At 68.8% G+C, this 14,574-nt stretch carries 13 protein-coding genes and 1 tRNA gene; 5 read left to right on the top strand and 9 right to left on the bottom strand.

Annotated features, from left to right (window positions below; translation table 11 throughout):
• Positions 1–67 precede the first annotated feature (67 nt).
• The 3 genes from mfd to E3T28_RS12125 form a co-directional block, all read right to left on the bottom strand.
• Positions 68–3,694 carry a transcription-repair coupling factor gene (gene mfd, locus E3T28_RS12135; RefSeq protein ID WP_134431522.1) on the bottom strand — a complete coding sequence of 1,209 codons (3,627 nt, stop codon included), beginning with the start codon at positions 3,692–3,694 and terminating at the stop codon, positions 68–70.
• Positions 3,695–3,811: 117 nt separating this feature from the next.
• Positions 3,812–4,393 carry an aminoacyl-tRNA hydrolase gene (gene pth / locus E3T28_RS12130; protein ID WP_134431519.1) on the bottom strand — a complete coding sequence of 194 codons (582 nt, stop codon included), beginning with the start codon at positions 4,391–4,393 and terminating at the stop codon, positions 3,812–3,814.
• Positions 4,394–4,431: 38 nt separating this feature from the next.
• Positions 4,432–5,043 (bottom strand): 50S ribosomal protein L25/general stress protein Ctc, encoded by a 612-nt coding sequence (locus E3T28_RS12125; RefSeq protein WP_134393822.1) that lies wholly within the window; start codon positions 5,041–5,043, stop codon positions 4,432–4,434.
• A 113-nt stretch (positions 5,044–5,156) separates the two neighbouring features.
• Here E3T28_RS12125 and E3T28_RS12120 point away from each other — a divergent pair, with 113 nt between their 5' ends.
• Positions 5,157–5,354, top strand: a complete 198-nt coding sequence (locus E3T28_RS12120) for a hypothetical protein (RefSeq protein ID WP_134431516.1) — start codon at positions 5,157–5,159, stop codon at positions 5,352–5,354.
• Positions 5,355–5,449: 95 nt separating this feature from the next.
• A complete protein-coding gene (gndA, locus tag E3T28_RS12115; protein ID WP_241979320.1) occupies positions 5,450–6,853 on the top strand; it encodes an NADP-dependent phosphogluconate dehydrogenase in 1,404 nt (467 codons plus the stop codon).
• Positions 6,854–6,959: 106 nt separating this feature from the next.
• On the opposite strand, the gene E3T28_RS12110 is transcribed toward gndA, so the two are convergent.
• Positions 6,960–7,919, bottom strand: a complete 960-nt coding sequence (locus E3T28_RS12110) for a hypothetical protein (RefSeq protein WP_134431510.1) — start codon at positions 7,917–7,919, stop codon at positions 6,960–6,962.
• A 270-nt stretch (positions 7,920–8,189) separates the two neighbouring features.
• On the opposite strand from E3T28_RS12110, the gene E3T28_RS12105 reads away from it, so the two are divergent.
• Together E3T28_RS12105 and E3T28_RS12100 are read left to right on the top strand one after the other, a co-directional pair.
• Complete coding sequence (locus E3T28_RS12105) at positions 8,190–8,558, top strand: hypothetical protein (RefSeq protein WP_134431507.1); 369 nt, start codon at positions 8,190–8,192, stop codon at positions 8,556–8,558.
• 38 nt (positions 8,559–8,596) lie between these two features.
• On the top strand, positions 8,597–8,896 hold the full coding sequence (locus E3T28_RS12100; RefSeq protein WP_134431505.1) for a DUF1905 domain-containing protein: 300 nt from the start codon (positions 8,597–8,599) through the stop codon (positions 8,894–8,896).
• A 93-nt stretch (positions 8,897–8,989) separates the two neighbouring features.
• Here the strand turns inward: E3T28_RS12100 and E3T28_RS12095 are convergent, their stop codons facing one another.
• The 3 genes from E3T28_RS12095 to E3T28_RS12085 form a co-directional block, all read right to left on the bottom strand.
• Positions 8,990–9,967, bottom strand: a complete 978-nt coding sequence (locus E3T28_RS12095) for a ribose-phosphate diphosphokinase (RefSeq protein WP_134431502.1) — start codon at positions 9,965–9,967, stop codon at positions 8,990–8,992.
• The gene (gene glmU / locus E3T28_RS12090; RefSeq protein ID WP_134431499.1) at positions 9,968–11,392 is read right to left on the bottom strand and encodes a bifunctional UDP-N-acetylglucosamine diphosphorylase/glucosamine-1-phosphate N-acetyltransferase GlmU; all 1,425 of its coding nucleotides are present in this window, start codon (positions 11,390–11,392) and stop codon (positions 9,968–9,970) included. It abuts the gene before it with no gap.
• Positions 11,393–11,454: 62 nt separating this feature from the next.
• Positions 11,455–11,526: transfer RNA gene (locus tag E3T28_RS12085), tRNA-Gln, on the bottom strand.
• Positions 11,527–11,648: 122 nt separating this feature from the next.
• On the opposite strand from E3T28_RS12085, the gene E3T28_RS12080 reads away from it, so the two are divergent.
• Positions 11,649–12,140, top strand: a complete 492-nt coding sequence (locus E3T28_RS12080) for a MarR family winged helix-turn-helix transcriptional regulator (protein ID WP_134393827.1) — start codon at positions 11,649–11,651, stop codon at positions 12,138–12,140.
• Positions 12,141–12,143: 3 nt separating this feature from the next.
• On the opposite strand, the gene E3T28_RS12075 is transcribed toward E3T28_RS12080, so the two are convergent.
• Positions 12,144–13,664: a CYTH and CHAD domain-containing protein gene (locus E3T28_RS12075; protein ID WP_134431496.1), complete on the bottom strand. Its 1,521-nt coding sequence runs from the start codon at positions 13,662–13,664 to the stop codon at positions 12,144–12,146.
• An 88-nt stretch (positions 13,665–13,752) separates the two neighbouring features.
• Positions 13,753–14,565 carry a phosphate ABC transporter ATP-binding protein gene (locus tag E3T28_RS12070; protein WP_198417197.1) on the bottom strand — a complete coding sequence of 271 codons (813 nt, stop codon included), beginning with the start codon at positions 14,563–14,565 and terminating at the stop codon, positions 13,753–13,755.
• Between the last annotated feature and the right edge of the window lie 9 nt (positions 14,566–14,574).

The following is a 14,574-nucleotide window of genomic DNA, read 5'->3' as shown; positions in this document are numbered from 1 at the left end:
ATTCTCCTCAATTACGTGCGGACGGAGGCCCCGGCCGGGCCCTGCCGCGACGGACGGGACACAGGCATCAGGCGACCGCGGCGACGGGGCGCGGGAAGAGCGCGTCGAGCAGGGTGCCGGCCCAGGCGATCAGCGCCGCGTCGCCGAGTGGTTCCCCGTTGACGCGCGGCATGGGGACCGTCAGCGAACCGTTCTGGGTGAAGTAGCGCGAGCCCGGGTACATGCGCTGCAGGCGCACTTGCATCGAGTCGGCGAGGTTCGCCGGCGACACCCTCAGGTTCGAACCCATCGCCACGACCTCGCTCAGGCTTGCCTGCTGGGCCAACCAGCGCAGGCGCGACACCAGCACCAGATTCTGCACCGGCTGTGGCGGTTCGCCGTAGCGGTCGGTGAGCTCCTCGAGCACCAGGTCGATCTGGTCCTTCGCGGCCGTCGGCGAGCTGGCCGCGGAGAGCTTCTGGTAGGCCTCGAGCCGCAGCCGCTCGCTGTCGACGTAGTCCTCGGGGATGTGCGCGTCGACGGGCAGCTCCAGCCGTAACTCGGTCTGCCCCTCGGCGACGTCGCCGCGGAACGTGCTGACGGCCTCGCCGATCATGCGCAGGTAGAGGTCGAAGCCGACCCCGGCGATGTGGCCGGCCTGCTCACCGCCGAGCAGGTTGCCGGCGCCGCGGATCTCGAGGTCCTTCAGCGCGACCTGCATACCGGCGCCGAGCTCGTTGTTCGCCGCGATCGTGGCGAGGCGATCGTGCGCGATCTCGGTCAACGGCTTGTTCTCGTCGTAGAGGAAGTAGGCGTAGGCCCGTTCGCGGCCACGGCCGACCCGCCCGCGCAGCTGGTGCAGCTGACTGAGCCCGAACTTGTCGGCCCGGTCGATGATGATCGTGTTCGCGTTGGCGATGTCGAGGCCGGTCTCGATGATCGTGGTGGAGACGAGCACGTCGAATTTGCGCTCCCAGAAGTCCACAACGACCTGCTCGAGCTGGGCCTCGGGAAGTTGCCCGTGCGCCACGGCGATGCGGGCCTCGGGCACGAGCTCGGCGAGCGCGGCGGCCACCCGGTTGATGCTGGACACCCGGTTGTGCACGACGAAGATCTGGCCCTCCCGCAGCAGCTCCCGCCGGATGGCCGCGGCCACCTGGCGATCGGAGTACGGCCCGACGAAGGTGAGGATCGGGTGCCGGTCCTCCGGCGGGGTGGCCAGGGTCGACATCTCCCGGATGCCGGTGACCGCCATCTCCAGGGTGCGCGGGATGGGCGTGGCGCTCATGGCGAGGATGTCCACGTTGGTCTTGAGCTTCTTCAGCGCGTCCTTGTGCTCCACGCCGAAACGCTGTTCCTCGTCGATGATGACGAGGCCCAGGTCTTTGAAGACGATGGAGTCGGACAGCAGGCGGTGCGTGCCGATCACGAGGTCGACGGTGCCGTCGAGCATCCCGGCGATGGTCTCGCGGGATTCCTTCTCGGTCTGGAACCGGCTGAGGGCGCGCAGGTGCACCGGGAACCCGGCGAAGCGTTCCTGGAACGTCTCCATGTGCTGGCGCACGAGCAGGGTGGTCGGCACGAGCATGACGACCTGCTTGCCGTCCTGGATGGCCTTGAACGCGGCGCGCACGGCGACCTCGGTCTTGCCGAAGCCGACGTCGCCGGAGAGCAGCCGGTCCATCGGGATAGGCCGTTCCATGTCGGCCTTGACCTCGTCGATGGTGGTGAGCTGGTCGGGCGTCTCCGCGAACGGGAACGCCTCCTCCAGTTCACGCTGCCAGGGGGTGTCCGGCCCGAACGCGTGGCCCGTGCTGGCCATCCGTGCGGAGTAGAGCTTGACGAGCTCGACGGCGATGTCCCGCACGGCCCGGCGCGCCTTCGTCTTCGCGGCCGACCAGTCGCTGCCGCCCATCTTGCTCAGCGCCGGCGCCTCGCCGCCGACGTAGCGGCTGACCAGGTCGAGCTGGTCGGTGGGCACGTAGAGCTTGTCGCCGGGGTGCCCGCGTTTGGACGGCGCGTACTCCAACACGAGGTACTCGCGCTTAGTCTTGACCGGGTTTCGCCCGCCGCTGGAGACCTCGCGCTGGGTGAGCTCGATGAACCGGCCGATGCCGTGCGTCTGGTGCACGACGTGGTCGCCGGCCTTCAATTGCAGCGGGTCGACGACGTTCTTGCGCCGGCTGGCCAGCTTCTTCACCTGGCGGGCGTCGTAGCCGACGGTGCGGCCGTAGAACTCGGACTCGCTGACCAGGGAGAATTTCGTCTCCGGCAGTTCGAAACCGTGGTCGACGGATGCCTGAAGCAGGTAGGCGATCCCGGCCTCGGGTGTGCTCGGCCATTCCGCCACGATCCGGGCGGGCAGCTCCCGCTCGGCCAGGACGTCGGCGGCGCGTTCGACCAGTCCGGCACCCTGGGCGACGATCCCGACGGTCCAGCCGGCCTTCAGCCGCTCAGCCAGGTGACCGACGGCGCCCTCGACGCTGCCCTGGAAGCTCGGCACGGCGTCGCCCTCGACCCGCACGGTGAGCAGGTCGTCGAGTTCGCGGTGCTCCGGCAGCACCGGGGCATCCGTCGGCGCCGCCTGGAAGGAGCTCAGGGTCCACCACACGTGCGCGGACGCCGGGGCACCGGGAGCACTGAACTGCACGGTCTCGCGCAGCCGCCCGAGGGTGAGGAAATCGCCGGACTCCAGGTCGATCGGCGCCTCGGCGCCCGCGGTCGCGGCGCTCCACGCGGCGCCGAGGAACTCCCGGTTGGTCTCGGCGAGGCTGATCGCGCGGGACGCGACGCGCTCGGGCGAGATGACGCCGACAGCCGCCTCGGCGGGCAGGTAGTGGGTGATCGGCACGAGCCGGTCGACGAGGGCGGGCGCGAGGCTCTCCATCCCCTCGACCGGGATGCCCTCGGCGATCTTCGCGAGCAGGCCGGACAGGCTCGGGAACTCGTGCTGCATCTCGCGCGCCCGCTGCCGCACCGCGGGGCTGAGCAACAGCTCGCGGCTCGGCGGCAGGCTCACCGAATCGACCGGGTCAGGGAAGGAGCGCTGGTCGGCGACCGAGAACGCACGAATCTGCTCGACTTCGTCGCCGAAGAACTCGACCCGGAACGGGTGCGGGGCGATCGACGGGAACACGTCGAGGATGCCGCCGCGCACCGCGAACTCGCCGCGCCGGGTGACCATGTCCACCCGGGCGTAGGCCACGTTGACGAGCTGGCGTGCGATGGCGGAGAGGTCGTGGCCGCGCTGGCCGGCGACCAGGTCGATCGGCTCGTAGTCGGTGAGGTTGTCGGCCACGGGCTGCAGCGCGGCGCGCACGGACGCGATGACGATCAGCGGGCGGCGCGCGGCGGGGGCGCTCTCCTCCCACTCGCGCATCCGTCGCAGAGCGAAGAGGCGCTTGCCGACGATTTCGGCGCTGGGACTGAGCCGTTCGTGCGGCAGTGTCTCCCAGGCCGGGAAGTCGATGATCTCGGCGTCGGCGGCGAAGCAGGCGAGGTTCTCGTGCAGCGACTCCGACTCCCGCCCGGTGGCGGTGATCAGCAGCAGGGCCGGGGCCTTGCCCAGCTCGCCGCGCCGTTCAAGCAGGGCTGCGAGCAGCGGGGCACGGAGCCCCTCGGTGAGGGAGAAGTCGACGTCCCGGTTCGCGAAGGCGAGGGCATTGTCGAAGGTGGAGGCGCGCGAAAGTGTGGCAATTAAGCCCTGGAGAGTCACCGGAGCATTCTATGCAACCCGGCTGAGCGCCAACCCGGGCGTCCAGGTGCCCGGTTCCGGCCCGGAGTGCCCGTTGCGCGGGTCACTCCGGGCCGGCACGGGCGCTGTCGCGGGATGTTACGGGGCGTGGAACTTTTGCTGTGCGGCGGTGACGCCCTCGGCGGCGATGAGTTCGATCGCGTCGGCGGCATCCGTCAACAGATTGGGCAGAGCCGAACGCTCCGTGGACGTGAAGTCGTGCAGCACGAAATCCGCGGCGGGCTGGCGGCCGGGCGGGCGGCCGATGCCGACGCGGATGCGGGTGAACTCGTTCGTGCCGGCGGCGGCGATGATGTCGCGCAGGCCGTTGTGGCCGCCGTGGCCGCCGCCGACCTTGATCTTCATCGTGTCGAACGGGAGATCGAGGTCGTCGTGGATGACGATCAGGCGCGCGGGCTCCAGCGAGTAGAAGCGGAGCAGCGCGGCCACCGGCCCGCCGGACACGTTCATGTACGTGTTCGGCTTGGCCAGCACCAGTTTCGGACCGCCGGGGAAGCTGCGCCCCTCCGCGACCGACGAATTCGTCTTGTGGTTCTTGAAATTCGCCGACAGACGGTCGGCGAGCACGGCAGCCACCATGTGGCCGACGTTGTGTCGGTTACCGGCGTAGTCGGGCCCGGGGTTACCGAGCCCGACTACGAGCCAGAGATTGTCGTCCAGGGGAATCCTCCGCTTGACGCGAAACCAGAAGGGGATGACTACTCGGCGGGAGCAGCCTCGGCGTCGCCCTCAACGGCTTCGCCCTCTTCCGTTTCCTCTTCCTCTTCCTCGGCCGGCAGGTGCACGAGCACGACGACGGCTTCTTCGTCGGAGACGAGCGTGGCGCCCTTGGGCAGCACGACGTCCTTTGCGCGGATCTGGTCGCCGTCTTCGAGGCCTTCGATCGAGACCTGGACGTTCTGCGGGATGCTGGTGGCCTCGACCTCGAGCAGGAGGGTCTTGGAGTCCAGGTCAGCCATGGTGCCGGAGGCCGACTCACCGGTCAGGTGCACGGCAACCTCGACCTGGACCTTTTCGCCCTTGCGGATGACGATGAGGTCGAGGTGCTCGATGATCTGCAGGAACGGGTCCTTCTGGACGTCCTTGACGAGGGTCAGGTGGGTCTTGCCGTCGATGTCCAGCTCGAGGACGGCGTTCGCACGACGCAGCAGCAGGCCGATCTGGTGCGCGGGGAGCGCAACGTGAACCGGGGTGGTGCCGTGGCCGTACATGACGGCGGGGATCTTGCCCAGCACGCGCAACTTGCGGGCCGCGCCCTTGCCGAACTTCACGCGCAGGTCGGCGACAATCTTGTTGGTGGCGTCAGCCATGGTGTATCTCCTTGCGGACCGCTACGGCCCAGATCTGGTTCGCGGACGGACGGCCCGCGAAGGTGGGTACTGGTTCAATTCAACTCGAACGCGTGTCAGCGTGAGGAAAGGCCGTGAAGCATTCCGCCGCGTCGATAACGGATGCCGCACGCTCGGTTTCCCGGCACGCGGCAGCCCTCGCCGAAGTTCAACTCGTAAGTCTAGCGGAGGCGACGGCGCTCGGCGAACGCGGGCTCGGGCATCCGTCACCGGCGTTCGAGACCGGCAGCGCCCGCGTCACTCCATGTCACGGCCATGGGCCGAGCGACTAGCCTTGGAGGAGTTTTGAGAACCAATAGCTGAAGGAGCGAACGTGGCCGAAACCGGCGCAGCACAGGCAAACATTGGCGTAGTGGGACTGGCGGTGATGGGCTCCAACCTCGCCCGCAACCTGGCCAGCCGTGCGGGCAACACCGTGGCGGTGTACAACCGCTCCCCCGAGCGCACCCGCCTGCTCATCACCGAGCACCCCGAGGCCGGCTTCGTCGCCTCGGAGACCATAGAGGAATTCGTGGCGTCGCTGCAGAAGCCGCGCACCGCGATCATCATGGTGCAGGCCGGAACGGGCACGGACGCCGTGATCAGCCAACTGACCGCTCTGTTCGAGCCCGGCGACATCATCGTCGACGGCGGCAACGCCGACTTCCAGGACACCATCCGCCGCGAGAAGGAGGTGCGCGCCACGGGCGTGAACTTTGTCGGCGCCGGCATTTCCGGCGGCGAAGAGGGTGCCCTCAAGGGCCCCAGCATCATGCCCGGCGGCTCGGTGGAGGCGTACAAGACCCTCGGGCCGATCCTCGAATCGATCGCGGCCGTCGTCGACGGTGTGCCCTGCGTCACCCACATCGGCACGGATGGCGCCGGTCACTTCGTGAAAATGATCCACAACGGCATCGAGTACGCCGACATGCAGCTCATCGCCGAGGCCTATGACCTGCTTCGCAGAGTGACCGGGCACTCCCCCGCTACCATCGCCGACGTGTTCACCGAGTGGAACGAGGGTGACCTCGAGAGCTACCTGATCGAGATCACCGCCGAGGTGCTGCGCCAGGTCGACGCCAAGACCGGCCTGCCGTTCATTGACATCGTGCTTGACGAGGCCGGCTCCAAGGGCACCGGCGTTTGGACCGTGCAGAACGCGCTCGACCTGGGCGTGCCCGTCGGCGGCATCGCCGAGGCCGTCTTCGCCCGCGCCGTGTCCAGCCACCCGGAGCAGCGCGGCCCCGTGCGCGCCGCCATCACCGCCCGCCCGGAGATCGCCGTCGTCGGCCACACCTTCCAGGACGACGTGCGCCAGGCGCTCTACGCGTCGAAAGTCGTCGCCTACGCGCAGGGCTTCGACGCGATCATCGCCGGTGCCCAGAAGTACGGCTGGACTGTCGACAAGGGCGCGATCGCCACGATCTGGCGCGGCGGCTGCATCATCCGCGCCCAGTTCCTGAACCGTATCGTCGACGCCTACGCCAACGACCCGTCGATCACGTCACTGCTCGTCGACCCGTACTTCGCCCAGGCCGTCGCCGACGGCGAGTCGGCGTGGCGCCGCGTGGTCTCGACGGCGGCACTGTCGGGCATCCCGGTTCCCGGCTTCGCGTCGGCGCTCAGCTACTTCGACTCGCTCGCGAGTGAGCGGCTTCCCGCCGCACTGGTGCAGGGCCAGCGCGACTTCTTCGGCGCGCACACCTACAAGCGCGTCGACATGCCCGGCACCTTCCACACGCTGTGGTCGGGCGACCGCAGCGAGATCGCGACCGAGGGCTCCTCGCACTAGCGGCGCGCAGCTCCGGCGCGCAACTGTTGCCGGAGCGGACGAGTGTTGCCCGTACACCGGCAACAGTTGTCCGCTCCGGCAACACTTGTGTCGGGCGGCCGGCCGATCAGCGCAGGATCGGGAGCCCCGCGGTCGTGAGGATGCGCAACAGGGACCGGCGATCGCGCACATCGGCCGGGCCCCATCGGGCCAGGCCATTGCCCTCCGAACGGAGGTCATCCTCGCGAATCTTTTCCCGGGTGACCGCTTCACCGGGCGTGAGACCCCGCAGAAACTCGTCCTTCAGATACTTGCCCTGCCCGTCGAACTCCCCGATCAGGCGATAGGCCGGCCACTCGAAGTCGGTGAAGTAGTAACCGCCGCGAGGGTTGCGGTGGCAGGTCTGCAGCAGGGGATCCGGGAATCCCAGCTCGAAGATCGCCACGCGACTGAGCGATTCACCCGGATTGTCCGCATTGGGACGGCCGAACCGGATGGCGCGCAGCGCCCTCGCCGACCCCCGGGGCGACATCGACGCCTGGAGCTTCTCGCGCAGCACCGTCTCCGTCAGGAAGACCTCCGGGGATGCGCTCCGCGGATTGAGAGCATGGTCGATCGCGACGACCGCAGTGGCAAAACTCATGGTGCGCGCGAGGTCGAGCAGGGTGCGGGCGGGGCTGGTCACGAGCATCCCGTCGATGTCGACGACATCCCCGGCAGGGACGTGGCTGCGGTGGACCGTGACGCCGTTCTTGCTTCGCGCCCGGGAGTCCGGTGAGGCCAACACGTGCACGGTGCCTGGCCAGGCATCGGGCAGGGGAATCCCCCACACGGCCGCAGCCGATTGATGGCTGATCACAGGGTCGCTCAGTCGAGTGGCGACGACCGCGCGGATCTCCGCGAGGTACCTCTGTCTGGGTGTGAGCAGACCCCAATGCTCAGTGGTCGTGAAGACGCCGCGCCGCAACCGCAGGGCGCTCCGCCCGAACTGGGCCTCACGCCGAAACTGCCGGTCGGTCGACTCGGTGGCTTCGGCCCCGCCGGAGAGATAGAAACCCGTCTGCTTATCGATGCGCTCGTCAGCCATCTGCCGAGGTTGGCAGTGTGCGGAAAGTCAGGAGCAGGTCCCCGACGCTTCGGGGGCCTGGGCCATCGTGGCAGCCTGGGGAGGGGTGGCCGAGTTGCTCCTGCCGGGAATACTGTTGCCGAATCGGACGATTGTTGCCCGTGCGCGGGCAACAATCGTCCGATTCGGCAACTGTTGGCGGGACGGTGGTGCGGCTGCGGGTGGGGACGCGTGGGCGGGTGAGCAAGAGGCGTGCGTTCCGGGCGCGAGATTTGCGATACTGGGAGCCTGATGACGAGCGACGACCACCCCGAACTCTCCGGCTACGAGCCGCTGGATGCCGACCGGCCCCTGCGCAGTCCCCGCACACTGCTGATAATGCGTCTCGTCGTCGTGCTCGGGCTCGTGGCCCTGATTGTCCCGGGCATCCTCACGAGCGTGCAGATCGCGTCGACCACGGCCGCCAACGCGTGCAGCGTCGCCACGGCCCGGTACTATCCGGGTGCCATCGACTTCGACGCCCGCTTCGACCTGAGCGGTCCGGGCGGCTTCGGCTGGCAGTGCTACGCGATCGACATCAACGAGCGCGAGATCTACGTCATCCCGCTCGGCATCATTCCCTCGGCGCCCCGGGCGCCCAGCACCGAGATGCCGGTCTAGACCCGGCTCACACGGAAGGGTTCTCGATGGGCGCGCCGATGGGACCGAGGTTCACCTTCACCGCAGAACTGTGGGAGTACTCGGGCACCGGGGCGTGGTTCTTCGTCTCGGTGCCCGCCGACCAGGCCGAGGACATCCGTTCACTCATCGACGGCCGACGCCGCGGCTTCGGCTCGGTGAAGGTCACGGCCGCACTCAACCTCTCACGCTGGTCGACGTCGCTCTTCCCCAGCAACGAGGTAGGCACGTTCATCCTTCCGGTGAAAAAGGCGATCCGTCTGGCCGAGGGGGTGGGGGCCGGAGATCCGGTCACGATCGTGCTGGAGCTCCTGCTCTGAGCCGAGGCCGCTGACCGGGCCCGGACAGACCGATGGCCGGTCACCGACATCCGTCGACGACCGGCCAGGGTTTGCTGAGCGAATCGGCAGACGCTACGCGGCGCCCTCGAACATCGAGGTGACGGAACCCTCGTCGAAGACCTCGTGGATGGCGCGGGCCAGGAGCGGCGCGATCGGCAGCACGGTGAGCGTGGGGAAGCGCTTCGCCTCGGGGATCGGCAGGGTGTCGGTGACGACGACCTCGGAGATCGCGGGGTTCTGCAGCAGCTCCAGCGCCGGGTGGCTGAACACGGCGTGGGTGGCGGCGACGACGACGCCGATCGCGCCGGCGGCGCGCAGGGCCTCCGCCGCGAGGACGATCGTGCGGCCGGTGTCGATCATGTCGTCGACGATCAGGCAGACGCGACCCTCGACCTGGCCGACGATCTCATGCACGGTCACCTGGTTGGCGACCTTCGGGTCGCGGCGCTTGTGGATGATGGCCAGCGGGGCGCCGAGCTTGTCACTCCAGATGTCGGCAACGCGAACGCGGCCCATGTCGGGAGAGACGACCGTCAGGGTGGCCGGGTCGAGCTTCTCGCGGAAGTGCTCGAGCAGCACGGGCATGGCGAAGAGGTGGTCGACGGGGCCGTCGAAGAAGCCCTGGATCTGGGCGGCGTGCAGGTCGACGGCCATGATCCGGTCGGCGCCGGCAACCTTGAACAGGTCGGCGATCAGCCGGGCCGAGATCGGCTCGCGGCCGCGGCCCTTCTTGTCCTGGCGGGCGTAAGGGTAGAACGGAGCGACGACCGTGATGCGCTTGGCGGAGGCACGCTTGAGCGCGTCGACCATGATGAGCGACTCCATCACCCATTCGTTGATCGGGTTGGTGTGCGACTGGATCACGAAGGTGTCCGAGCCGCGCACGCTCTCGTCGAAGCGCGCGTAGATCTCGCCGTTCGCGAAGGTGCGGGCGTCGGTGTGGACGAGTTCGGTACCAAGTTCCGTGGCGATGTCCAGTGCCAGTTGTGGGTGTGCTCGCCCCGAAACCAATACAAGTCGCTTCTCGCCGCTGGTCTTGATTCCAGACACCTAGTCTCCGCTCTTTGCCGCAGCCGCCGCCGCGTCGGTTCCTGCACGGTTGGTCTGTACCCAGCCGTCCATATTGCGTTGTGGAGCCACGGTGAGGCCCAGGGCCCCGGCCGGTATGTCCTTGCGGACGATTGTCCCGGCACCCGTGTACGCTCCGTCCCCAATCCTAATCGGGGCGACGAACACGTTGTGCGACCCGGTGCGCACGTGGGACCCGACCTCAGTGTGGTTCTTGGTCACCCCGTCGTAGTTCGCGAAGATCGTGCCGGCCCCGATGTTCGACCCCACGCCCACCGTCGCGTCTCCGACGTAGCTGAGGTGCGGCACCTTGCTGCCCGCGCCGATGGTCGCGTTCTTGGTCTCGACGAAGGTGCCGATCTTGCCGTCGGCGCCCAGGTTCGTGCCCGGTCGCAGGTAGGAGAACGGGCCGACGGATGCGCCGGCGCCGATCACCGCGAGGGTCGCGTCCGTGCGCTTCACCACCGCGTTCTCGCCGACTTCACAATCGACGAGGGTGGTGTCCGGGCCGATCACGGCGCCGGTCTCGATCACGGTCGAGCCGAGGATCTGCGTGCCCGGCCGGATCGTGACATCCGATGCCAGCTTCGCCTTGAGGTCGATCCAGGTGGTGGCCGGGTCCTGCACGGTCACGCCGGCCAGCTGCCAGCCGTAGACGATGAGGCCGTTCAGCTGGCGCGCGGTCTCGCTGAGCTGGGCGCGGTCGTTGATGCCGGCGACCAGCCAGGCGTCGGCGACCGGCACGGCCCGCACTTCGGACCCGGCCTGACGCAGCAGCCCGACCACGTCGGTGAGGTACTTCTCGCCCTGGGCGTTCTCGGTGGTGACGTTGGCCAGCTGCTCGCGCAGCTCGACGACACGGAAGACGTAGACCCCGGCGTTCGTCTCGGTAATGGCGCGTTCCTCCGTCGTCGCATCCTTCTGCTCGACGATGCGGTCGAAGGCACCCTCCTCGGAGCGCACGATGCGGCCATAGCCGGTCGCGTCTTCCGGGAAGGAGGAGAGCACGGTGGCGGAGACGTCACGGTCACGGTGCGCGGCGACGAAACTGGCCAGCGTGGCCGCGTTGAGCAGCGGCACGTCGCCGCTGACCACGAGCACGTCGCCCTCGAAGTCGTCGGGGAGCGCGGCGATGGCCTGCTCCACGGCCCGGCCGGTGCCGGGCAGCTCGTCCTGGTCGACGATCAGGCTCTCGGGCAGATCCTTGCCGACGAGGGCGGCCAACTGGTCGCGCTCGTGGCGCACCACGGTGACGACGTGGGCCGCGTCGAGGGCCCGGGATGTTGCCAGCACGTGGCTGAGGATGGGCAATCCGGCCAGCTCATGCAGCAGCTTCGGAGTGCTCGATTTCATGCGGGTGCCCTGGCCGGCGGCCAGCACAACAATCGCGAGTCGGGAATCAATCACGTGGTTTCCTCTAGCTTCGGTGGAGCCGCCCGGGGAAGGCCGGATGGTGACGCCATTCAGGGCTCCGCCGCCAGGACTCGAACCTAGACCTAACAGCTCCAAAGGCTGTCGTGCTGCCATTACACCACGGCGGAATTCGCCGACCGAGGGCCGACCAACGGTGACAAGTCTGCCAGATATCGCGCCGATAGCGCGCCCCGGCGCACCTGGGCCGGTTCCCGCGCCGGTTTGCGCGCCCGAGCGGGATAATGGACGGATGCCCGCACATGACGAAGTCGACCGGATCGTTGATGCCTGGCTGCGCGAGCGGCCCGACCTCGACTTCGCGCCGCTGCAGGTCCTGTCACGCGTGGCACGTCTGTCCAAGCACCTGGACCGTGCCCGGCGCACCGCGTTCTCCCGGTCCGAGCTGGACTCCTGGGAGTTCGACGTGCTCTCGGCCCTGCGCCGCGCGGGGGCACCCTACGAATTGAGCCCGAAGGCCCTGCTGCAGCAGACGTTGGTCTCCAGCGGCACGATGACCAACCGGATCGACCGGCTCGTCGAGCGCGGGCTGGTCACCCGGCGCACCGACCCCAACGACGGCCGCGGCATCTTCGTCGGGATGAACCCGGCCGGCCTCACCCGGGTGGACGCCGCCATCACCCGGCTGGTCGACGCCGAGGCCGAGCTGCTCGCCACGCTGTCGCCGAGTGAGCAGGCCGGCCTCGCGACCCTGCTGCGCAAGCTGAGCCTCGGTTTCGACTGAGGGTTACTTCGAGATCGATGCCTTCGGAAAGTCCCGCCAGGTGCGAAAGAAGCGCGTCTCCATGGCGGCGGCCCCACTCCGTTCCACGGCGTGCAGCCGGCCGTAGCTGAAGGCGTTCTCGCCCTGCAGGTACGCGGCCATGCCGAGCCGGAGCAGCTCGTCCCGGGCGACGACGCTGTCCTGATGGTCGCCGAGGGTGTCCTGCACCTGCCGGGCCGCGGCCACGAGCCGCACCGCGCGGGTGCGCCGCAGCGGCATGGCCGTCTCGGCCGCGTAGCGCAGTTGCTTGGCCCGCTTGCGCGCCTCGTGCAGCGCCCCGTCGCGCACGGTGCCCGACGGGGTGCCCTGGGCCAGGAACACGGCTGCGCGCAGGCGCTTCCAGTCCGCGCGGATCAGTTCGGGGATGACGGTGCTCGCGGGCTTGTCCGCCCGTGGGAGCAGCGGTGGGATGGCCAGCAAGGCGTCGAGCGTGTCGAGCAGGCGGAAGTACCGTTCGGAGTCGAGGGCGGCGAGCGCCTGCTTGCGGGCGGCCCGGATGACCTCGGCGAAGTGCCCGTCGATGCGCTCCATCAGCGGGCCCACCACGAGTTCGACCGGTTCCTGCGCGAGCCGGTGCGCGAGGCGCTGCCGGATCACCTCCGCGTCCCGGGCGGCGCCGAGCGAGCCGGCCAGCCAGCGCAGTTCATCGCGGAGTGGATCGGTGACCGCCCTGTCCAGGAGATCCCGGTAGGTGGACAGGGCCGAGCGGAGGCGGCGCGTGGCCACGCGCATCCGGTGCACGCCGTCGGCATCGTTTTCCCGTACCCGCGCATCCTGGATGCCGATCGCCCGCACCTGTTCGTGCACGTAGGCCATCAGCACGGTGCCGGCCGAGCTCTTGCGGGTCGGCCGGGGTGCCGGCACGGTGACGAAGGCCGGCAGCTGGTCGCCGAGGGCGCGAGCCAGTTTGGACGGGTTCGCGGATGGCTCCACGCCGACCGACGCGAGCCGCGCCTGGGCGGCGTCGAGCAGGTCTCGGGAGCCGTGCACGAGCTCGACCTCCCATTCCCGCCAGGTCTGGCTGAGCGCTTCCGGCGCGAATCGGTCCGCCTGCACCTCGTCGTCGCAGACCTCGGCGAGCACGACGTCATTCTCGCCGACAAGCTGGTGCAGGGTGCGCCGGGTGCGCAGCCGCACGACGGGTACGAGGGTGCGACCGCGGAGGACGGCCCGCACGAGGGTGAGGATGCCCTCGGGGATCTGCTCCGGGTCATCGCCGAGTGGCTCCCGCATCTCCCGGCGCTCGTCGACGGCGACCGGGAGCTTGAGGTGCCAGCCGGCGTCGTCGCCCCCGGTGCGGCGGCGCAGGGTCAATCGCCGACCGGCGAGGACCAGGTCGGCCGTGTCGTAGTAGAGGGCGTCGAGGTGGTGCTCGACCGGCGGTTCCACGTGGGTGACGCCCGGCAAATCGTGCAGGGGCGGCAGTGCCGTCGCGGGGTTGACGTCGAAAGTGCGCTCGATCTCTGCATAGCCAGCGGAAGTCATGCTTCAGTGTAATTCGACCCCGGTACCCGGAGGGGAAAGACGCACCCCCCTTCCCGGCCGGCGCAGAGATGGCCGGGACCGCAGACCGCTACCCGAACCGGCCGTTGACGTAGTCCGCCGTGCGCAGGTCGATCGGGTTGCCGAACATGGCGTCAGTCGGGCCGTGTTCCACGATCCCGCCGGGCGCACCCTGCGCTGCGAGGAAGAAGGCGCAGTTCTGCGAGACGCGCTGCGCCTGCTGCATGTTGTGGGTCACGATCACGATGGTCACCTCTCGGGCGAGTTCGAGCATGGTCTCCTCGATCACCCGCGTCGATGTGGGGTCAAGGGCCGAGCACGGTTCGTCCATCAGCAGGATGCGTGGAGTCACCGCCAGGGATCGGGCGATGCACAGTCGCTGCTGCTGGCCGCCGGACAGCCCGCCACCCGGGGCGCGCAGACGGTCCCGGACCTCCTTCCACAGGCCTGCCTTGGTCAGGCAGCTCTCGACGAGGTAGTCCTTCTCGTCGTTCGACGCACGCTTGCCGGTGAGAGTGAGGCCCGCGATCACGTTGTCGTAGATCGACATGGCGGGGAAGGGATTGGGCTTCTGGAAGACCATCCCGATGTGTTTGCGAGCGTCGACGAGCTTGCGTTCCGGGTCGTAGATGTCTTCGCCCTCGAGCAATACCTGGCCGGCGAGGCTCGCCGAGGGAACGAGCTCGTGCATCCGGTTCAGGATGCGCAGGAACGTCGACTTCCCGCAACCCGACGGCCCGATCAGCGAGGTGATGACGCCCGCGGGCATCACGAGGTTGACCCGGTCGAGAACCTGACGCTCGCCGAACCAGGCCGAAACGTTGCGGCCCTCGAGCGTGGCGAGAGGTGCGCGCGCGCTCGGTTGATGCGAGGGCGCGTCGATGACCAGATC

Origin of the sequence: Cryobacterium sinapicolor (assembly GCF_004403465.1) — a bacterium.
In the GTDB taxonomy this organism is placed as follows: Bacteria; Actinomycetota; Actinomycetes; order Actinomycetales; family Microbacteriaceae; genus Cryobacterium; species Cryobacterium sinapicolor.
Note: the sequence above shows the minus strand (reverse complement) of the source record. Positions and strands in the feature narration are given on the sequence as shown.

Bases quoted from the DNA above. Each gene is read 5' to 3' on its own strand.
- E3T28_RS12125 (WP_134393822.1), bottom strand. From the start codon at position 5,043: ATGGCTGACGCCACCAACAAGATTGTCGCCGACCTGCGCGTGAAGTTC.
- gndA (WP_241979320.1), top strand. From the start codon at position 5,450: ATGGGCTCCAACCTCGCCCGCAACCTGGCCAGCCGTGCGGGCAACACC.
- E3T28_RS12110 (WP_134431510.1), bottom strand. From the start codon at position 7,919: ATGGCTGACGAGCGCATCGATAAGCAGACGGGTTTCTATCTCTCCGGC.
- E3T28_RS12105 (WP_134431507.1), top strand. From the start codon at position 8,190: ATGACGAGCGACGACCACCCCGAACTCTCCGGCTACGAGCCGCTGGAT.
- E3T28_RS12100 (WP_134431505.1), top strand. From the start codon at position 8,597: ATGGGACCGAGGTTCACCTTCACCGCAGAACTGTGGGAGTACTCGGGC.
- E3T28_RS12080 (WP_134393827.1), top strand. From the start codon at position 11,649: ATGCCCGCACATGACGAAGTCGACCGGATCGTTGATGCCTGGCTGCGC.
- E3T28_RS12075 (WP_134431496.1), bottom strand. From the start codon at position 13,664: ATGACTTCCGCTGGCTATGCAGAGATCGAGCGCACTTTCGACGTCAAC.